At 50.6% G+C, this 20,174-nt stretch carries 11 protein-coding genes; 9 read left to right on the plus strand and 2 right to left on the minus strand.

The annotated features are described in order from the left end of the window. The first annotated feature begins 16 nt into the window (after positions 1-16). Together ACN8ZM_RS03770 and glf are read left to right on the plus strand one after the other, a co-directional pair. Positions 17-2,737: a glycosyltransferase gene (locus tag ACN8ZM_RS03770; protein WP_420210572.1), complete on the plus strand. Its 2,721-nt coding sequence runs from the start codon at positions 17-19 to the stop codon at positions 2,735-2,737. Positions 2,738-2,813: 76 nt separating this feature from the next. Continuing rightward, complete coding sequence (gene glf / locus ACN8ZM_RS03775) at positions 2,814-3,965, plus strand: UDP-galactopyranose mutase (protein ID WP_420210573.1); 1,152 nt, start codon at positions 2,814-2,816, stop codon at positions 3,963-3,965. Between the two features lie 93 nt (positions 3,966-4,058). Here the strand turns inward: glf and ACN8ZM_RS03780 are convergent, their stop codons facing one another. Then, a complete protein-coding gene (locus tag ACN8ZM_RS03780; protein WP_420210574.1) occupies positions 4,059-5,060 on the minus strand; it encodes a glycosyltransferase family 2 protein in 1,002 nt (333 codons plus the stop codon). Next, complete coding sequence (locus tag ACN8ZM_RS03785) at positions 4,990-5,979, minus strand: hypothetical protein (protein ID WP_420210575.1); 990 nt, start codon at positions 5,977-5,979, stop codon at positions 4,990-4,992. Before ACN8ZM_RS03785 ends, ACN8ZM_RS03780 begins: the two co-directional genes overlap by 71 nt. A 1,009-nt stretch (positions 5,980-6,988) precedes the next feature. Between ACN8ZM_RS03785 and ACN8ZM_RS03790 the strand changes: the two genes are divergently transcribed. The 7 genes from ACN8ZM_RS03790 (at position 6,989) to ACN8ZM_RS03820 (ending at position 20,173) form a co-directional block, all read left to right on the plus strand. Then, positions 6,989-9,220, plus strand: coding sequence for an HAD-IIIC family phosphatase (locus tag ACN8ZM_RS03790; RefSeq protein WP_420210576.1), 2,232 nt, complete (start codon positions 6,989-6,991; stop codon positions 9,218-9,220). Positions 9,221-9,876: 656 nt separating this feature from the next. Next, a complete protein-coding gene (locus ACN8ZM_RS03795; protein ID WP_420210577.1) occupies positions 9,877-12,105 on the plus strand; it encodes an HAD-IIIC family phosphatase in 2,229 nt (742 codons plus the stop codon). Between the two features lie 243 nt (positions 12,106-12,348). Continuing rightward, positions 12,349-12,894, plus strand: a complete 546-nt coding sequence (locus ACN8ZM_RS03800; RefSeq protein ID WP_420210578.1) for a hypothetical protein — start codon at positions 12,349-12,351, stop codon at positions 12,892-12,894. Positions 12,895-14,048: 1,154 nt separating this feature from the next. Next, positions 14,049-15,791 (plus strand): hypothetical protein, encoded by a 1,743-nt coding sequence (locus tag ACN8ZM_RS03805; RefSeq protein WP_420210579.1) that lies wholly within the window; start codon positions 14,049-14,051, stop codon positions 15,789-15,791. Between the two features lie 863 nt (positions 15,792-16,654). Further along, positions 16,655-17,860 carry a capsule biosynthesis protein gene (locus ACN8ZM_RS03810; RefSeq protein WP_420210580.1) on the plus strand — a complete coding sequence of 402 codons (1,206 nt, stop codon included), beginning with the start codon at positions 16,655-16,657 and terminating at the stop codon, positions 17,858-17,860. Next, entirely contained in the window at positions 17,853-18,647 is a 795-nt protein-coding gene (locus ACN8ZM_RS03815) for an SDR family NAD(P)-dependent oxidoreductase (RefSeq protein WP_420210581.1), read from the plus strand. Before ACN8ZM_RS03810 ends, ACN8ZM_RS03815 begins: the two co-directional genes overlap by 8 nt. A 5-nt stretch (positions 18,648-18,652) precedes the next feature. Beyond that, on the plus strand, positions 18,653-20,173 hold the full coding sequence (locus ACN8ZM_RS03820; protein WP_420210975.1) for an LTA synthase family protein: 1,521 nt from the start codon (positions 18,653-18,655) through the stop codon (positions 20,171-20,173). Position 20,174: the final 1 nt, after the last annotated feature.

Here is a 20,174-nt window from a genome sequence, read left to right on the forward strand (position 1 = left end):
ACTGGAGAGGGTTTTGATGGCTGGCAGTTATATTTATCCGCCGATTCCGCATGCCGTGGAAAAGAAGGCGAGACATGCACTAATAATATTGCCGTTTTTCGGCCATGATGCAGCGAGCCTCATTTTCAGTGAATTATCTCGCACTTTGTATAATCTTGGGTACGTCGTTCATGCGTTGACATATAACGATGCAAGTTATCGCCCGGGAAATCATTACTGGCATCACGTATATTGCCTGAAGAATCAATCTGTCGAACTCGGGAAAATGCCGGATGGTGTTACTCCCGATTTTTCGAATGGCATTGATGATTGGGCCGGAGAGGAGCTGCCGCTGTTCGTCGAGCAACTTGATGCGTGGTTCAATTTCGATATTTGCGTTTGTAATTACATTTTCTTGTCTCGTGCCTTTTTGGGTTTGACGGAGCGCACGAAGAAGATTTTGTGTACGCACGACGTATTTACTCATAGAAACAAGAAGCTTGCTGATCGTGGCGTGACTCGCCTTGATTTCTCTGTTACGCCGGAGGAAGAGGCAAAGGCGCTGAATCGGGCGGATTATATCATTGCGCTGCAACCGGACGAGGCTAAGTTCTTCGGTAGCTTGGTGCAGCCGGAAAAGAAGGTCGATACGGTTTATTATTTGCCGCCAAAGCGCTATCTGAATTCGAGGCCGGCGGATAAAAAGCTTGTCGTTGGATATATTGGTTCGAGTCATGCTCCGAACGTCGTCGCAATATTGGAGCTGATTTCGCATATCGATTTTTCGCTGCCAGTCCAACTGAAGATTGCGGGGTCGATATGTGCATCACTCAAAAAAGAAACCTTACCTCCGGGTGTTGAAATCGTCGGTCGCGTCGAGAATCTCGCCGATTTTTATCGAGATTGTGATCTGTTTGTCAATCCGGATACTCTTGTTTCGGGGATAAAGGTCAAGTGTATCGAGGCATTCTCGTTCGGGGTGCCATTTGTATGTACGAAGCACGCAAGCACTGGTGTGCCAGTGACTGCGCCGTATCACCAAGCTGACTCCATAAAAAGCGTGGCGATTCAAATCGGCATGGTGATCAAGAACAGATCCATGCTCGATGGCATGCGAAAAGAAAGCCGAGTTGTATTTGATAATTTGCTTCAAAAGTTGACGATTGCGAAATATATCGACCAGATCGCAGATTTGCGACCTGCGATTTCAGTCGTGATGCCAACTTTCAAGGTCGAAAAATACTTTGAACAGTGTCTCGCGAGTGTAACTAACCAGACGCTTCGGAACATCGAGATTATTCCTGTTGATGACGGGAGTCCGGATCGATGTGGCGAAATCATGGACAGATTTGCATCCGAGGATTTCCGTGTCAAGCCCATCCATCAACCCAATAAGGGTTATGGGGCGGCGGTGAATGCCGGATTGATGAAGGCGCGCGGAGAATACATCGCGATCGTCGAAACCGACGACTGGATCGAGCCTGACATGCTCGAAACTCTTTACGATACGGCAAAGACGTCTGATGCCAATATCGTTAAAGGTAGTTTCGCGAAGCATCATGATGGCAAGGCGCCTGCCGCACATAATTTCCGGCATCTCGTTCAGCCAGGTCAGAGTTCGGTGAAACCTACTGAATCTCTCGAATTGATGATCTATGAGTCATCGATTTGGTCGGCGATTTACAAGAAAAGTTTTCTGGACAAGCATGATATAAAGATGCTTGAGACCAGTGGTGCCGCATTTCAGGACGTTGTCTGGAAGTTTGTTACGTATGCCAGCACTGATGAAGTGATTCTGGTTGATCGGCCTTTTTATAATTATCGAGTATTTGCCACGGGATCATCCAGTGCGGCAAATGGAAAAGAGAAGGCGCATTTTGTAAATTACGCGAAAATCAAGAGCGAACTCGAGCGCATGGGTTTGTTCGATAAGTTCTCGCATTTCTATTACGTCCATCAATTTTTCGATTTCGTTTTTCATTCGAATCGTCTGAAGGGTGAGGCGCTGCTTAGTTTCTATGCAAGTGCTAAGGAGACGATCGATGAAGCAATTTCAAAGGGATGCAATCCAGATTCATTGAACTTGCATCCGGATTTGAATGACTACTACCAGAAATCAGTTTTACCGATCATTCGTGTCATAACAAGTCCGTCACTGACGGAGATTTTGACCGCTGTTGCGGTAAATGACTCAAAGTCAGCTGAGAACGGGCCCGGTACTTCTGGCACTGTGCGTGTCGATGAGGGAGGGGCTTCGCTGTATCGCGGTGGCGCGGATGCATCCGCTTTAAGCGTCAAGTTTACGGAATTTCTCAATTTGGATCCGAATTTTCTTGTCGAAGTCGAGTATCTTTCGGGGAGGCGCGAGCTTATCCCGGTGGTGAAGCCGGCCTATGATGATGGAGATTTGCGTAATTTGATGAAACTCCATGATGCTGATTTTGTGCGAGCTGCATACTGGATGTTGCTACGCCGGACAGTAGATTCGGAAGGATTGAGGCATTACACGGATTTGATACGGACTGGCATTGCCAAGCTTGAAGTCCTTGATAGGTTGCGCTTGTCGAGCGAAGCCAAGACGAATCAAATCTCATTTGATGCGCTGGATCGGTGTCTGCACAGCTACAGAATCTGGCGTATGCCCTTGCTACGCTTGGTTGCCAAATTTCTTCCTGCTCAGAAAGGAATCGGCGAAAAGGCACACGTCAGAGTTATCGAAAATTCTATGTATCTGATTAATAAGGGGCTGTATTCCTGATCTGTTGTCGGCCGTCGACAAAGTCGGTGGGCCGATTTTTTTGATTTCGGATGTGGCTCATAAAAAGGAATTAAAGATGAAAAAAATCTGTATCGTTGGCGCGGGGTTTTCCGGCGCGGTCATTGCTCGGGAACTCGCTCTTGCCGGGATGGACGTCGATATCTTTGAAAGTCGTGATCACCTTGCGGGGAACTGCCATTCGGAGCGAGACCCGGAAACCGGGGTGATGCTCCACGTCTATGGTCCGCATATTTTTCACACCAGCAACGAAAAGGTGTGGAACTATATTCGTCAATTCGACGAGTTCATGCCATTTACAAATCGGGTAAAGGCGATTGCCGGCGACAAGGTTTATTCGTTGCCAATCAATCTGTTCACGATTAATAATTTCTTCGGTAAGACTTTTTCTCCTGACGAGGCTAAGGAATTTATTGCCGAGCTTGGGGATAAAGATATTACAGAGCCGGAAACCTTTGAAGAGCAGGCGTTAAGATTCGTTGGCAAGGATCTTTATGAGGCATTTTTCAAGGGCTATACCAAGAAGCAGTGGGGGCTGCATCCATCTGCGCTTCCCGCAAGCATCCTGAAGCGATTGCCAATTCGTTTTAATTACGACGATAATTACTACGCAAGCAAATTTCAGGGGATGCCGAAGAATGGGTACACATATATCGTCGAGCGAATGATTGATCATCCGCGAATTAAGGTGCACCTCGGTACAAAAATTGAAAAAGATGCAATTGAAAAGTACGACCACGTGTTTTATAGTGGCCCGCTGGACGCATGGTACGACTTTGAGCATGGGCGCTTGGGTTATCGGACACTGGATTTTGTGACCGAGAGGCATGTTGGCGACTATCAGGGTAATGCTGTGATAAATTACTGCGAAGAAAATGTGCCCTGGACTCGGATTTCGGAGCATAAGCATTTTTCTCCGTGGGAAGAGCACGAAAATACAGTGATCTATAAGGAACACAGCCGTGCCTGTGGGCCGGATGACATTCCTTATTATCCGGTTCGTCTCGTCGATGACAAGGAACTGCTTGGGCGATACGTTGCACTGGCGCGTGAAGAGCAAAATATAACCTTCGTCGGCCGACTCGGAACTTATCGTTATCTAGACATGCACGTCACGATTGCTGAGGCATTGGATGTTGCAGAACAGTATCTCTCGACCGTTGAATCTGGTGCGCCTATGTCGTCTTTCGTCGTAGATCCGTTGGCGTAATTCAAAAAAATACTGTCTCAGCAAAACCCATCCCCGCAAATTGTTGCGGCACTGATTTGCGGGGTGTCGGTTGATGTGGTGGATCGAGAAACTCTATTTTGTAATTTTATTCGTCTTGGGATATTCCACTGTCGGTCGAAAAAATATACTTGCCAGTGATGCGTGAGTGTTGATAAGAACGGCGGCGAGTCGTGAATCTTTCCGACGCAGCACAATTTTAATATTGTCGATAAATAATCGCTCTACGAGACTCAGAAAAAATGCGGGAAGTCCATTTTTCATTCTTGTTCGAAATAAATTGTTTCTAATCCCGTAGCGGTGTTTTAGAAATGTTTTTCGGTCTGCGTCGAAAAAGTCATCATTCTCGTTTTTCTCTGTATGGTGCTCGACTATGCTCTTGAACGCATAGATGCCTAGCATTCCCCCGGTCGTAATTCGTTCGGTGTATTCGAGGTCGTCACCCCAGATAAACATTTCCTTGATCGGGAGACCGAAATTCAGTGCCGCATCTTTTGAGATGAGTACTGAAACGAACGAGCAGGATCGTATCAGTAGGCAGCTGTGCTCGAGATGCTTGTTAAATGGCTCCCCCGAGGCGTGAAGTCGAACCCCTGGGAGGTTCATTTCGTGCGGAGTGCCGTCTTTCCAGATTACATGGCTACAGACGAATCCTATATTATCAAGCGGGGCGCATGAGACTGTAATTAGTTCGGCGAGTGCTGTTGGCCGCGCCACGCAATCGTCGTCCAGAAGCCATAGCCAATCGTAACCGTCTTCAATTGCTTGCCGAATCCCTCGATGAAATCCACCAGCGCCCCCCTCATTAACGGGCAGGTTCAGTATTTTGAAATTTGGATTCGAATCAAACTTGGCTTCATTGAGATACCGTGAAGTATCGTCGGTACTCGCATTGTTGATGATATAAAAAGCATCCGGCAGAACGGTTTGCTTTGAAAGAGAATCGATGGCTTTTTTTAGATAGTCGCATCTATTATACGTAACCAAAATTACGGCAATTTTTGGTTTAGAGGCAGGTGCATTCGCGTGGATTACTGTACGCATCTTTGATTTTTCGATAGAGTCCAACTTTTCCATGCCACCATTTGCGATAAATATAGATGCTGCTATTGAGTGTTTCGAATTTTTCTTGTGCAACTTGGTACGAGCGAATTATAGATAATAGAGGATCGGTTGCTTCGAACGATGGGAGATGCCTGGAAAATGTCTCTGGGCGTTTGAAATCGAATCCACTGAAATGCATGAATATCAATTCTTCTCCATTGGCCTTGAGTTCGCCGTCCTCCTGGTGAATGTGACGCTCGTGTAAGTTCCAGTAGCCTATATTCATTCCAGGGTGCCGCGAAATCTTGCAACCCGAATACAGTGCCGGCACGAGGTCTAACCATCGCTGATCACCGCACATGCCGTTGTCAGGGTCGTTTCTTCCATGCACTGCTACGTGGTCAGCCCACCAATCCAGAAATGAGATTCCTCGTGAGTTTCCCTGAACTCCGAGGAAACCAGCGTTGAAGACGCCGCCGCGGAGAAGGCTTAGGGCTTTGACGCCAAATGATGTTTTGCAACCGAAGGGTTCGAGATAATGCGGGGTGAGTAGTATGTCGGCTGAACCAAGTTCGCCGAAAATTCCGCTGACTTTTCCCGTGAACCATATATCGGTATCAAAATAAAGCGCCGAGCTATGCACTTGCAGTAGATACTTAAATATCAAAGGCTTGAGTGCCCAGCAAAGCTCGGCGGGAGTGTACCGAGCTGCGATTTTTTGCAGCTTTGTCGCTTCTACGACCGTTTCAACACGGATGACCCTAGCATTGAGAGATTCGGTAATTGGAGGGTCGAATGATGCGCCGACGACAAAAAGATACTTATCGACGTTTTGCGAATTTTCGGCAGACGCGCTAATAAAGCTGCTGAAGAAGGCGGCGGCCTGGCCAATATAATTTGGCGTGCAGATTGAAAAAATTGCATTGTCGGCCACGTGCTGATTTTCCTTCATGAGACGTTCTTGCAAGATGATCAATTGCTTCCGAGGGAGCAATTTTTCGCTCGATGGTCAAAATGCATTCAGCCAAAATTTCAACAAACGACCGTTCGACGAGAAGTTCGAAATTTGAAAGGGAGAAAAAATCGATCTTCCCCATCTGAGATTCTCCGGTTCGAACGCCATTCTTTTTGCAATCGGCAATGCTGGCACCCTTGCGGTTACGTCGCTCGGGTTCGTCATTCGGTATGTCGCGATCGCAAGCTTCGAACTTCTTCAGAATCGACGATAAGTGTCGCGGAATCACGGCGTTGCGTCCAGTGCCTATGCCTTGCAACCGGCTGTCAATTCAGTCCTCGCCAGACAGGGCCTTCGAGCGGAACGCGGACGGTACAGGTCGTCGTTCGGTTGCTTCCATCTTCGGCGTCGGGTATCAGCAAGGGCACATCTTGTGGTGTTGGGGCAATGGATCTTTCGCCCCGCACTACTTCAGGCGCCCCGCTGCGCGAGTATAGATCATCTTGGTTGCTACATTGCCCAAGTACGGGAGGGGGGAGCTGCCGGAGAGCGGGGGAAGATTTCTTGGCGACGTGGTAGCTTGGTCTCTCCGATCGATGATGGATGTCGCGGGAGGGGGGCGGAGCAGGCCGTCTCGCGAGCCAAGTGCGAGAATAACCTGTTCTGCTCGGAAAACTACGCGAAGGGCATTCGTTTGGATCAAAACTGAATTACTATGATGCATGTAAATTGATAGCTGTCGAAGATTGATCGTGCATCTGACGATACATCCAGAATTCACTACGCGGCCCGGTGGGCTACCATGCCGTGACGAGAAAGGTTCACGGCTTGTCAGTCTCAGTGGAGGAGCAAAGGTGAGGCCGATTGGGTGGGATTGTTGAGGTGCTACATGTAATTTATAGTTGGATTATTGTTTTTTGTAATTCAAGTGAGCTGTGTTGAAGGTCGATTGCTTCAACATAAGGGTTGCTGGGAATTACCGAGTTTAAAAAAAGGATATGCGTTAATGATAATCGATTTTTCTGACCAAAACCTGCCGATTGGTGTTAGTGGTGTTTCTTTTACCGAGTCATTTGGGCGTTGGACTGATGGGCCGCAGGTCAGAATGACGGTGCCTATCAGGGCGCTGCCTCTGGATGCTCCGATTTTAAAATTTGATATTACTCTGTCCGCGTTTGTTCCGCCGGCAGTCGGGGTTCAAATCGTCGACGTCTTGGCAAATGGATCTCGAATTGCGTCGTGGACATTTCAAAAACATGCGGAATGGAGTACGAAACACTTCTACCTCGAAAGAAAGCGATATGAAAATGAATTTGAGCTGAAGCTAGAGCTCTTGATTCACTATCCTACGCGTCCAGCTGACCTGGGTGCCAATGATGATCCTCGGATGCTTGGTGTTGCAATCAAGTCTCTGATGATTAACGGTGTCGATTCTTTTGATAATGTGCACGGCCGGGCCGCAAGCCAGTCGGATTTTTCGATTTTGCCTGGAGGAGATGAGTCCGATGCCGAAAAAGCCAGGCGCGACGATCAGAAATGGTTCTTCCCGAACCAACTGACGGTCGGAGGACGGAGCGGAGGGAAGTTTGCGATTTTAGGTACTTGCGTGGCCGAGGCAATGGTCAACGATGTACGGATGTTTACGGGTAATGCGGCTGATCATTATCTTGTCGGCTCATCTTTAAATGACGTGACGCCGGATATTTCGGGGCGTGGCTACAACGCAGCTGTTGTGCATCTCACGTTGCGTCACGTTTGGCATTACATCATTCCTCGACCTTATGATGATTTGATGCATGCCAGAATGTCGGAGGATGAGCAGCGCTCATTGATTGATTCGGCGAGGGAGTTTCTTCATAAATTGGTTGCTAAGTTTATGGCGGAACTCCCTGCAGGTATGCCTGTGTTTTTTATGTCGTTCATAGAACCGCCGGCAACGCTCAGAGGATTGTTTTGGAATAATAGAAGAACGTCGCTATATTATCTCGTGCGATCGATGAACGATGTCTTGGCCGAAATTCTAGATAATATTTCGGGTGGATTTTATTTGGAAGTTAATGATATCCGCCAATATTACGGGGATATGTCTAGCTATGATGGCTATGAATCGTACTTTGTGCATGGCGCGAATTTCAGTGGGGAATTTTCCGCGGCACTCGGCAGTAGAATTGAACAGGCGCTTCGTGTTTTAAATCCAAATCAACCTATTAAGTTAATTGTTACAGATCTCGATAATACCTTGTGGAAGGGTGTTCTTGCGGAAGAGGAGGAAATTATTCCGAGTGAGCTGGTGGACGGTTGGCCGCTTGGATACGCAGAAGCTTTGCTTGAATGTAAGCGAAGAGGAATTTTGCTGGCAATTTCAAGCAAAAACGATGAGAAGTTCATTCGTGAAAATTTCGCCAAGGTATATGGCGAAAGGCTCGTGCTGGATGATTTCTGCTCTATAAAGGTGAGTTGGAATCCAAAGTCGGAAGGCATTCGTGAAATTTTGAGCGAAGTAAATCTTTTGCCGCAGAATGTGCTTTTTATTGATGACAATCCGCTTGAAATCGCTGAGGTGAAGCAGGCACTTCCGGATATTAGGGTTTTAACGGGTGAGCAGCGTTTGTGGAAAATGATTCTACACTACTCGCCTGAAACGCAAGTATCGGTTGTAACTGAGGAGTCTGCCAAGCGTACCGAATTGATTCGCGCGAAAATTGACCGTGAGCATGAGTCAAAGGGAACGGATCGATTGACGTACCTGAATTCACTTGGGATAAATGTAAAAGTATCGATTGTGAATTCGCGGGCTGATGCTCGATTTGCTCGATCTTTCGAATTGATCAATAAAACAAACCAATTTAACACTACTGGGAAGCGATGGAGCGAACAGGAATGTGAAGAATTGTTTACTGACGGTGGAGAGCTCGTTTCTATAAATGCCTCGGATAAACATGCTCAGCATGGGTTAATCGCAGTTGCAATTGTTCGGCATAATCATATTGAGCAGGTTGTGATGTCGTGCAGAGTTTTCGGTTTGGGTATAGAGACTGCCTTGTTGAATATTTTGATGACGAGGATGCTGACGATGTATTCAGAATCCTTCGGCCGCTTTCAGTCCACGGGGCGGAATTCGACTTGTGAAAATTATTTTCCCAATGCCGGATTTGAGCTTGTTAACGGAGTATATCGGGGAAACAAGACCCCTGAGTTCCCCGCCTGGATTGCAGTTGAGGAAATGGCTGGTAGCTGAAGATGTTGGTTTTTGTTTTTCTTGAGTTTCTGCCTGTCTAGGGATAGGTGTGGCCTCGTAAGGGTATATCTTACGATGGAAGCCGGGAAGTCGCATGTGCAGATTTCCCGGCGATGCATGCAGCTTGTGTACGCGACGGTAGCGTGTCGAAGTCCAAGGACTTGTGATCCAACAGAGTCGGTATTGGAATATTGCTCCTGATATTGATACTGTGCGTCAAACACCGATCAGACAGTTTGGTTGGTTATCCGGATACGTCCGGGAATATTTCATTTCGCTGCAGCGGTATATGGAGCAACTGCCCGAAAGGCTGCCACAAGCAATGGATTTCCGAGATGCTTGGCGCGGTGTTGAGTACTGAGCTACAACTGTCGACGAGTAACCGACCGGCAGGGAGCGGCAAAATGCGGCGTAATACGGGAAATGCCGCCTGGCTTAGCGAAAGGTTTTGAGATGAGCGGAGGCCGACGGCGACTCAACGAGTTGACGATAAAAGACTGGCGCAGGTGATATATAAGTGACCTCAGCGGGAAATGGACATTGTTCCGACGCGGAGGGTTGTAATTTCATCAAATTAAGCATATCTGGCATATTAACTGACCATGCGATTGCGGCGTATTTTGGAAAGACTGAAGGAAAGTCGGGCGAGGAAGGAGATGGTGAAAGTTCTGACGATTGATTTTTCTGACGAAATATTGCCGATCGCGAATAGTGGTATATGGTTTGCAGAGGCTTTCGGTCGATGGACCGATGGGCCTACCGCCAGAATTGATTTGCCTGGCAGTGCGATCTCCTCCCACGCTGTTATGCGGTTAGATATAAACGTTTCGGCGTTTATACCACCGAGTATCGGATGGCAAAAAGCAGATGTTTTGCTCAATGGTGTTCGGGCAACAACGTGGTTGTTCTCAAGAGGCGACAAGCCAAAGACTCGAAGTATTTATTTCAAGGTCTCGGCGAGTGGTGGGGATCTAGGCATCTCGCTTGAGTTGGTGATCCATTGTCCGACCAGGCCAATAGATGTTGATAATGCACTTAGTGATTGTCGCTCATTAGGTCTCGCACTCAAATCGCTCGATGTATATCAGGTTAAGTCAGAAGGAAGAATTGAGCATAATATTCTCGATCTTGGACTGTTTGAGGGGGAGAAGTTTTCGCCAAGGGGCGAGTTGAGGCGAGCTGATCCAAAATGGATGTGTCCAACGGATTTGAGGTTGGAGGAAGATGGCGCATCCAGGTATTTTGCTGTTATCGGTACGTGCACCGCCGAGACGTTGGTCGATATTGTCCATCGGACTTCACACAAAGCGGATCATTTTTTGATGAATTCGTGGTTGCCCAACGAGATACCAGATATATCGAGAGGAAAATACGATTCGATAGTGGTTCAGTTGACGCTGCGATTTGTTCTTTATCAAATAATTTCTCGTCATGAAGATGACCTGATGCACGTGAAAATGTCGGAGAGCGAACAGGCGACTGTACTGGGAGATGCGAAGGAACTCCTGAGGCTGTTGGTAGAAAAGTTTATGTCGGCTTTGCCTGTTGGTACCCCCGTTTTCTTTACATCATTCATTGAACCGTTGGCCACTCATCGAGGACTACTTTGGAATAATCGGAAGACATCTTTGTACTCCTTGGTTCGTTCGATGAATGATTTTCTGGCTGAGATTCTAGAAAATACACCGAGCGGCTACTACATCGAGGTAAACGATCTTCGTCAGTATTATGGAGATATGCTTAGCTACGATGGGTATCATAATCATTTTACACACGCGGCCAATGATGACGTCCAATTTTATTTGGCGCTTATTGAGCGTTTCGATCAGGTATTGAGAATTCTTGATTCGAAGCACCCGATCAAGTTGATTGTCACTGATTTGGACAATACGATGTGGAAAGGGGTGTTGGCCGAAGAGGACGAGATTGTCGCGACGTCGCTCGTTGAAGGCTGGCCGATGGGATACGTTGAGGCGCTTATGGAGTGCAAGCGACGTGGTATTTTGCTGGCAATATCAAGTAAAAACGATGAGCAATTCATATTGAAGAATTTCTCGAAGGTTTGGGGTTCGCGAATTACGCTTGATGATTTTTGCTCAATTAAGGCTAACTGGAATCCAAAATCTGATGCCATCGAAGAAATTCTACGGGAAGTGAATTTACTTCCGCAGAATGTGTTGTTTATTGACGACAATCAGCGCGAAGTCGATGAGGTCAAGCAAGCTTTTCCTGAGATTCGGGCGCTTTCAGGTGACCAGCGACTCTGGAAGATGATCCTTCATTATTCACCCGAAACCCAGGTTCGTGTCGTAACGGACGAATCCGCTCGTCGGACGGATTTGATTCGTGCAAAGATCGTTCGAGAGCGAAAATCGGAGGGCGTCGATCGCCTTGCTTATCTCCAGTCGTTGAATATCAAGGTGAAACCCAGCATAATTGCTAACCGTCATGACGCAAAATTCGCTCGCTCTTTGGAATTGATAAATAAAACGAATCAATTCAATACTACTGGAAAGAGGTGGACTGAGCAGGCTTGTGAGGAGTTGTTCGAGGGCGGTGGCGAGTTTGTAGTCTTCGATGTGACGGATAGGCACGCGGGACACGGAATAGTGTCGGTTGGAATTATCAGAGATAGTATAATCGAGCAAGTGGTGATGTCATGCCGTGTCTTTGGCTTAGGCGTCGAAACGGCAGTGCTGAACTTTGTCATGACCAAGCTGCTGAGCGAGCATGCCGAGGTGAAAGCAATATATAATGAGACCGAAAGAAACGCGGCGTGCAGAAATTACTTCGCTGGCAGCGGTTTCCATGTCTGTGACGGCGACTATCGCGGAAGCGTCGCCCCGGAGCTTCCTGCATGGATTGCTCTCGCACTCTTGAAATAATGTTGAGTTTTGCTTAGCTCCGGGATTTCTTCATCGGATGAGGTGGTGTTGCGTGGTATGGTTTAAAACTATTGTAAGTGAGTCCATCGATTTCTTGATCGTCATGCCGATGCCGCATGACGAATTTAAGTAAATTGACAGTTGTTGACGGCGCCTCCGAAGTTGAGGAATGCTGAAGTCGAGTTTACTTTTTGTGCTTGTTGGTTTGTTAAATTGTAATTTTAGCTGAGAGAGGAGCGCGTTATGCAGTCCGATGTTTTTCCGGGGAAAATACGGCAGACAATGGTTGTGGATTTTTCGAAAGATCCAGTGGCAATCGCCAACGAGGGTTTGTCATTTCCCGAGCCGTTTGGTCGTTGGTCTAGAGAGGCGGTGGTGCGATTCGTCATCCCTGGGCACGTGGTTGCGCCACGGACCTTGATGAGAATCGATATCAATATGTCTGCATTTGTGCCGCCGAATTCGAAAGAGCAAAAGGTTGATCTATTTGCGAATGGTGTTCGAGCCGCCGGATTCACATTTGTCGAGAAAGATGTGTGGGTCCAGGAGCAAATATTCTTCAAGCCCGCCGAGACGGATGCGACGAGCGGAATCACGCTTGAATTTCTGATCCATCATGCAACACGTCCCTCGGATATTGGTAAGAGTGATGATGAGCGCGCACTTGGATTGGCGTTTAAATCCCTGGAGGTCTATCAGGTCGAATCGCTCGGAAACAGGAAGGTTGACGTTCTTGATTTCCATCTCCTGAAGAAATTGGGTGCGTCCGTAAAGCGTCCTTTCGATTGATTGAGAGTGCTGATAATCGCTTGGCAATCGCTGTAATAATAAAAAATTGAAGCGGGAAGCGCTGATAAGTAGACTGATGTCTAGCGGGCAATGGAGGTACGTGCGCAGTTTGCCGAACTCGTAAAAATTTACGGTGAGCTCGATTTACTTCCTTTGCTTTTTTTGCGCCTCGTGAGACCACAAGATTGGCTACATCTTGCCAGTTCGAGATATTTCTGGATTCGGTAGAATTTGAATCCGTCGAGGCATGCCGTAACAGTTCACCTGTTTTCACGGCACGCCACGACCTGTTTCGAGCAAGCTATTAGAAAAAATCGACGCGCTGGCTTTGGCGACGTCGAACAGTCTCGAATCGATTCCGCGTTGACTGATGCGGTTTCCCGGGTACGGATTGCGATCGTACCCTTGCAGCCATCCGTTCGGTGCTTGCGCAAATGCTACCCGGAGTGAACTCTCAATCTCGACTCCGTGTGAATACGTTTTCATCTCGCGTGGGCATGTCTGCAACGTTTTCGCCGGTGCTTGAGAGAGTTTATATTTAATGAAATGTGACGAGCGGCGACAGCTCGTAACTCCGTTAATTGTCTAGCATCGATAGCACTTCTCATTGATGGACGCCCAAATCCATCCCTCGAGCAGGCAGAAATTTTTGCCGATGGGCGGTACTTCCAAAAAATTCATAGGTGAATCGCAAACCGGATCGCGAGCATTGCAAGCGGCCAGTTTGGCCGCCCTTGTGATTGCCTTTTAGATCGCGTGTGTCGGGGAAATTCGGCGGCTGACCCCGGAGTTTGGCAGATGCCCGGATTACATCTGACAAATCAAGAATACACAGGGTTATCCCCGAAATGGATTGCGCGATTCCACCACGAGATTGATTTCAGTATGTCAAGAAGCGTGGCGTATCTTTCGCCTTGGCGTGGCTGAATTGCAACATCTATGTGACATTTTGTTTCGTTTTCTTTCCTGTCTGTCGAGAAATCTCCATTTGCTATGTCAATATATGCAAATTGTAAGATTGTGTGCTTGAAAGCATAAGCCTGTAGAAAGCCTGGTTTGTCGAGCGGCCGGGTTACTACGGTCTACGGTAGCCGAACGGGAACGACCACGCAGCGGGCTGCCTGAGCCGGCGCGATCGTGGCAGTCGAGAGATCATGAGCATCAGTGAAATTTTCCGAGTGGTCAGAACCGACCTCACCGGGGGCGAGCAGGCTCCCGTGTCTGCTTTGCGGAAACCTAAAATATTGAGCATCGGTGGATGTGTGACCGAAGTGCTCGCCGGGAGGTTGAGTCTGCTCGCAAATGCCACGCATTTGTGGCGCGTCAGCGTACCTGGCTTGATGTCGAAGAAGGTAGATGGGCGTACTTACTTTGAATCACAAGATCACCGACTGTCTGAGCGCATAAATTTCGAGTTGACAAAGCAGGCGCTGCGAAAACTCAAATCGGGTGGATACGAATTTTTGCTTTTCGATCCAACCAGTGATTTCACTAACGATTTTTTCGAGAAAGACGGTTGCATTATTTCCGACATGGAGTCGGAGGCGCTAGGGCCGAATTGGAAGTGGCCTGATGGATTTATCGATGACGGGTGGGTCAGAATTTCTCCGAAAAGTCATCAATACTTGGAGATTTATTTTCATTATCTCAAAGAATTGATTGAATTATCTGATGAAATTGGTGTTCCGCTTATTATTATGCGGCGGAGAACTTGCGTCAACAAAATCACTGTCGATGGTGTGACTGGTTTGGGGGATCCGGAGTCATCCGAAATCAATTGGTGGGTTGATCTGCTTTGGAAAAAAATTGATAGCTTGCTGGCGAAATTGAACGTTCTTGATTTGAACGGGCGTTTTTCAGTCACATCCTTTGATGCTCCGTATGGTGAAGCGAAATTTCATCCAATTGATGAATTTTACGATTACGCGGCTTATAAATTGATGGGGCTGATGAGGTTTAGCGATGATCTAATTTCGGAAGTCACGTTCAATAAATATAGGGAAAGAGCGAGCCGCCGTTTGGCTATTCATTCAGAGCGAGATAGGCTGGTTCACGAGCGCGACGGGCTGGTTCACGAGCGCGACGGGCTGGTTCACGAGCGCGACGGGCTGGTTCACGAGCGCGACGGGCTGGTTCACGAGCGGGACGGGTTGGTTCACGAGCGCGACGGGTTGGTTCACGAGCGCGATGGGCTGGTTCACGAGCGAAACGGGCTGACCCACGAACGGGATGGGCTGACCCACGAACGGGATGGGCTGACCCACGAACGGGATGGGCTGATTCATGAACGAAATGCGCTGATCCACGAGCGAGACGGGCTGGTTCACGAGCGGGATGGGCTGTTTCACGAGCGGGACGGGTTGGTTCACGAGCGCGATGGGCTGGTTCACGAGCGAAACGGGCTGACCCACGAACGGGATGGGCTGACCCACGAACGGGATGGGCTGATTCATGAACGAAATGCGCTGATCCACGAGCGAGACGGGCTGATTCAAGAGCGCCATAGCTTGGTGCATGATCGGGATGCACTTCATTCGTCTCTCAGCAACCTTGTGACCGAGCGAGAATTCATTTCGGCTCGCGAGATCGAAAACGCGCGTATTGCAAGCGAATGTCATAGGCAGGAACTGACGACGATCTCGGAAGCTCGAGACGAGGCGCTTGCTGAAAATGCTGCGACCATCCTGGCGCTAGAAGAATTGCAAAAATCTTACGACGATCTCTCGCGCAGACATGATGAATTGAGTTCTCGACAGAACCGTCTTTTTAACGAATTGCGATTGGACGAAGGGCCCATGGCCTTGCGCGATGTGCTTCCGCTGGCCAGGGCATGGCGGCCTGTTATCAAGGGGATCGGGAAGACCAAGCGATTCTGGCGGCGATTGATCGCGGTGTAGCGGTAAAGGGGGGGGGCGAGTGTCCCGGTGACCAGTGCGCATCGGGATTTCGTGAGCCTGTCAGAGCGATTTGCTGCGATCGCCAGCCCCTGGGCAGTTCGACTTCAAATGTCATGCGCGATCTCGTTGTCGGCCACACCAGCTGAATAAGCGCTTGCGGCAGGGCGAGGGTGTGCGCCACCATGCCAAAGCCCGCATCGTGCCGGGCGATGCTGCCAGTGTGTTGCGCCGACGCTGGAATCTTGCCGCAACCGGGTATGTCGAGAGGCCCTTCTTGTTCCCCTTGGCTGGCGCGGATTAGTGGCTTGCAATCGTCATAAGAACGAGTGTGGAAGCCAATCGGTAGGGGTGTCGATACCCGGGGCGGCAGCTTCAGTGCCGCCCAATCTAATGCTGGCCGGTCCTCTGTCATGCACCTGATGAGTCCCTCGCCACTCCGTTTGCGAGTCGGCGTCTGGTAATGCATTCGCCAGGATGTGACGCAAATGAGACAAAGATATCTATTAACCCGACTGCAGGGCGCGCTGCCACGCCCGATGCCCGGTTGCGGTGAGCGATAGTGCGTGCAGCCCTAACGGCTCAGGGGCGGAATAAGGCATACTTCAGGGCGCTGCTTGCCGTCACATCCACAGCCTGGCAGTGGCGCTCCACTTACAGATCCACTACAACTCTCCGAATAAAAATAGCCATCTCTCAATGTGACAATCGATGAACAGCGGCAAGTTGAAAGGTGAGACGCGTCAACTCACTGATCTCCACCAAGATCGACACGACTCGGCAAGATGCCGGTTCACCGAACGCACCCATTGATATTGCCTGGATGGCGATGTTTGCCGGTTTTTCCATTACTGCATAGTTGATCTATGAGTCGTTCTTTCCTTGCCTTGCAAGGCACGGCGTCCCCTTTTTTCAGCCAGCTCGCACATGTTCTTGGCAGCCGCGGCCACCATGTGACCCGCGTCAATTTTTGTGGCGGCGACCTGGCCTACGCCGGTGGGGGCGCGGCTTGGAATTATTGTGACAAGGCGGAAGGCTTGTCGGCCTGGTACCGTCACATCGTCGAAGCCAACGACTTTACCGATGTCTTCCTGTTTGGCGATTGCCGCGAAATCCATCGACCGATACATGCAGTCGTTCAGGATCTCGGCCTGCGCGTACACGTTTTCGAGGAGGGCTATGTTCGTCCCCACTGGATCACGATGGAGCATCACGGCGTCAATGGTCGCTCGTTGCTGCCGCGCGACCCGGACTGGTATCGCGACCAACGCAAGCATGTCCCGCCCGCGGGCTTTGGCCACCCGACCGGCTATAACCTGAAGGTACGCGTGTACCACGATATCGCCTACCGTCTGGCGAACGCGTTGCACGCCCGCCGGTTTCCGTACTACCGGAGCCATCGCCCCAAAAATGGTTTCCAGGAATACGCGGGTCTGGCCTATCGCGCCGCCCAGTCGCGCGTTCATGCCTGGGAGGCCGATCGGGTCGTAAGGGAATTGCTGGACGAGAAGCGGGAGTATTACCTGTTCCCGCTTCAACTGAACTCCGACGCGCAGATCGTCGCGCATTCCCCATTCGACGGCATTTGCGCTGCCATTTCTGCCGTATTGCGTTCATTTGCCCGCTACGCCCCGTCGCACGCGTGGCTTGTCATCAAGAACCATCCGCTGGACACGGGCCTGATCGCCTACAAGGAATTCACAGCGACACTGGCTCGGGAACTCGGCATCGACCAGCGCCTGCAATTTATCGATGCCGGTCATCTTCCCACCTTGCTTGACCATTCCCGTGGGGTCGTCGTCGTCAATAGCACCGTGGGTTTGTCTGCGTTGCACCACGAGCGGCCCCTGATCGCGCTTGGCACGGCGATTTACGCGATACCCGGCCTGACCTGGCAGGGTAGTCTCGACGATTTTTGGACGCAGGCGGACGGCCCGGACATGCATCTCTATCGCGCCTTTCTCGATTACGTGATGCATCACACGCAAATCAACGGCGATTTCTACACGAAGTCCGGTATCGAGATGGCCGTGGCGGGCGTCGTCGCCCGTGTGGAGGAGGTGCATGGGTAGCCTTGCCCAACCACGTCATGTCGTCATCACCGGCGCAAGCGCCGGTATCGGCCGTGCGCTTGCACTGGCTTACGCCCGGCCGGGTGTCGTGCTCGGTCTCGTCGGCCGCGATATCGAGCGGCTCGATGCAAGTGCGTCGGAATGTCGTACACGCGGCGCGGTCGTTATTACGGGGCAGTTTGACGTGCGCGATGCCGATAGCGCAAAAGCGTGGCTTGATGGCTTCGACGAGACCTATCCGATTGATCTGCTGATCGCGAACGCGGGTGTGGCGAGTACGCTTGCCACCAAGAACGACTGGGAGGGGCTGGAGCGCACGGCGCGGGTAGTCGACACGAATTTTTACGGCGCCCTGCATGCCGTGTTGCCTGTCATCGACCGGATGCGCGAGCGAGAGCAGGGCCATGTCGTGATGGTCGCGTCGCTGGCCGCGCTGCGCGGGATGGCGATCTCGCCGGCTTATTGTGCGAGCAAGTCTGCGATCAAGGCGTATGCCGATTCCGTCAGGCCGTTGCTCAAGCGCAATGGCATCCGGATGTCGGTGGTCTTGCCCGGATTCGTTGAAACGTCGATGAGCGACGTATTTCCCGGCGACAAGCCATTTCTCTGGACAGCGAACAAGGCAGCGTCATATATCCGTCGCAAACTTGAAGCCGGGCGCACCGAAGTTGCGTTTCCCGGCCTGCTGGCGTTCGGAATGCGCTTGTTGCCGCTGTTGCCGCCGTCACTCGCCGACGCCATTCTCGACAAGTTGTCTTATTTTCCCAGGGAGGAGGACGTCAAGTGACTGCGATGCCCTGGCTGACATGTATTGCCGCCGCTGTCCTGTCGTTCGCGCCCGATCGCATCGCAGTGCCCCGTTTCCCGCAGCGTCGTTCGCTTGCCGGGGCATTCGTCCGTGCGCTCGCAGTTCTGTTCATCGCGTCGCTGCTCCTCTTCGTCACCGCCCGTCCGATTTTTTCCGCGTTCGTCGCGATCGCACTCGTTGGCTTGGTCGAGATAGTCAGCAACGCGAAATACGAATCCTTGCGCGAACCCTTTGTCTTTACCGATCTAAGCCTGTTCAGCCAGTTGTTTTCGCACCCGCGGCTCTACTTGCCGTTCCTGAGCCTCGACAAGGTGATTGCGATCGTGGCAGGCGTGCTGATCGTGCTGATTGGTTACCTGTCCGAGCCCGCTATCTCTCCGCGCCCATGGCTGGCTTTCGCGATTGCCCCCGGCGTCACATTCTTACTGTGTCGAGGGCTTGCCGCCCGCCTGCCGCTGACGCTTGATCCGATAGCCGATCAGCAGCGCCACGGCTTTTTTGCGGTGTTCGTGGCCTATCTGCTCAATGGTCTGCGTCCCGCGACGTTCGATTCGTTCGCGCGTGCCAACGAATCCAGTCCGTTTGCGACCGGCGAGCCGGTGAGGTGTCCCGACGTCATCGTGATCCAGAGCGAGTCGTACTTTGATGTGCGCCATGTCAGCGGGGCGGTGGAGTCGGCGGTGTACACGCGCTTCGATGAGGCGCGGCGCGAGTCGGTGTGCCACGGCAAGTTGACCGTGCCGGCCTGGGGGGCAAACACGATGCGCACCGAATTTGCGGTGTTGACGGGCGTGCCCCAGGCGGCGTTGGGGTATGCGCGTTTCTATCCTTACACTTTCGTGCGCAGTGTCTGCGCATCACTGGCCCGCTGGTTCGGGCGAGGAAATTACGAAACACTTGCGATTCACCCGTACTATGCGGACTTCTTCGGGCGCAATCGCGTATTCCCCATGCTTGGATTCGAGCAATTCCTCGATATCGAACATTTTGCGGCGGCGTCCCGCTCCGGGCCCTATGTTTCCGATGACGCGGTGACGGATGCGATTATTGCCGCGCTCGATGCGCCTGGCGGCCGCCCGCGCTTCATTTTCTCGATGACGATGGAGAACCACGGCCCGCTGCATCTGGAGCAGGTATTACCCGGAGAATCGTGTTCAAGGCATACTCTCGGCGAAGATGCCGCCTGGCAAGACCTTACAGCATACTTGCGGCACATTGAAAATGCGGACGCGATGATCGGACGATTGCTCGATCATTTGCGTACCAGCAATCGTGAAACGGTCGTTTGTTTCTACGGCGATCACGTTCCCGCGCTGCCTCATGTTTTTCATAAACTGGACGTTAATCCGCAACACAGCGATTATTTCATCTGGCGGAATTACGACGCAGTTGCTCCCGAATGCCGAAATTTGCCGGCGGAGGAGTTAGGGGCGGTATTGCTGCACGTGACACAAGACGACGGAAATCGTGCGGAAGAGCCGCGCGCATCCGAGAAAGCGACATAAG

Source organism: Burkholderia aenigmatica, from assembly GCF_048627025.1.
Taxonomy (GTDB): domain Bacteria; phylum Pseudomonadota; class Gammaproteobacteria; order Burkholderiales; family Burkholderiaceae; genus Burkholderia; species Burkholderia aenigmatica.

Excerpts from the sequence above, each read along its gene's own strand:
- ACN8ZM_RS03770 (WP_420210572.1), top strand. The coding sequence starts at position 17 with ATGGCTGGCAGTTATATTTATCCGCCGATTCCGCATGCCGTGGAAAAG.
- glf (WP_420210573.1), top strand. The coding sequence starts at position 2,814 with ATGAAAAAAATCTGTATCGTTGGCGCGGGGTTTTCCGGCGCGGTCATT.
- ACN8ZM_RS03780 (WP_420210574.1), bottom strand. The coding sequence starts at position 5,060 with ATGGAAAAGTTGGACTCTATCGAAAAATCAAAGATGCGTACAGTAATC.
- ACN8ZM_RS03785 (WP_420210575.1), bottom strand. The coding sequence starts at position 5,979 with ATGAAGGAAAATCAGCACGTGGCCGACAATGCAATTTTTTCAATCTGC.
- ACN8ZM_RS03790 (WP_420210576.1), top strand. The coding sequence starts at position 6,989 with ATGATAATCGATTTTTCTGACCAAAACCTGCCGATTGGTGTTAGTGGT.
- ACN8ZM_RS03795 (WP_420210577.1), top strand. The coding sequence starts at position 9,877 with ATGGTGAAAGTTCTGACGATTGATTTTTCTGACGAAATATTGCCGATC.
- ACN8ZM_RS03800 (WP_420210578.1), top strand. The coding sequence starts at position 12,349 with ATGCAGTCCGATGTTTTTCCGGGGAAAATACGGCAGACAATGGTTGTG.
- ACN8ZM_RS03805 (WP_420210579.1), top strand. The coding sequence starts at position 14,049 with ATGAGCATCAGTGAAATTTTCCGAGTGGTCAGAACCGACCTCACCGGG.
- ACN8ZM_RS03810 (WP_420210580.1), top strand. The coding sequence starts at position 16,655 with ATGAGTCGTTCTTTCCTTGCCTTGCAAGGCACGGCGTCCCCTTTTTTC.
- ACN8ZM_RS03815 (WP_420210581.1), top strand. The coding sequence starts at position 17,853 with ATGGGTAGCCTTGCCCAACCACGTCATGTCGTCATCACCGGCGCAAGC.
- ACN8ZM_RS03820 (WP_420210975.1), top strand. The coding sequence starts at position 18,653 with ATGCCCTGGCTGACATGTATTGCCGCCGCTGTCCTGTCGTTCGCGCCC.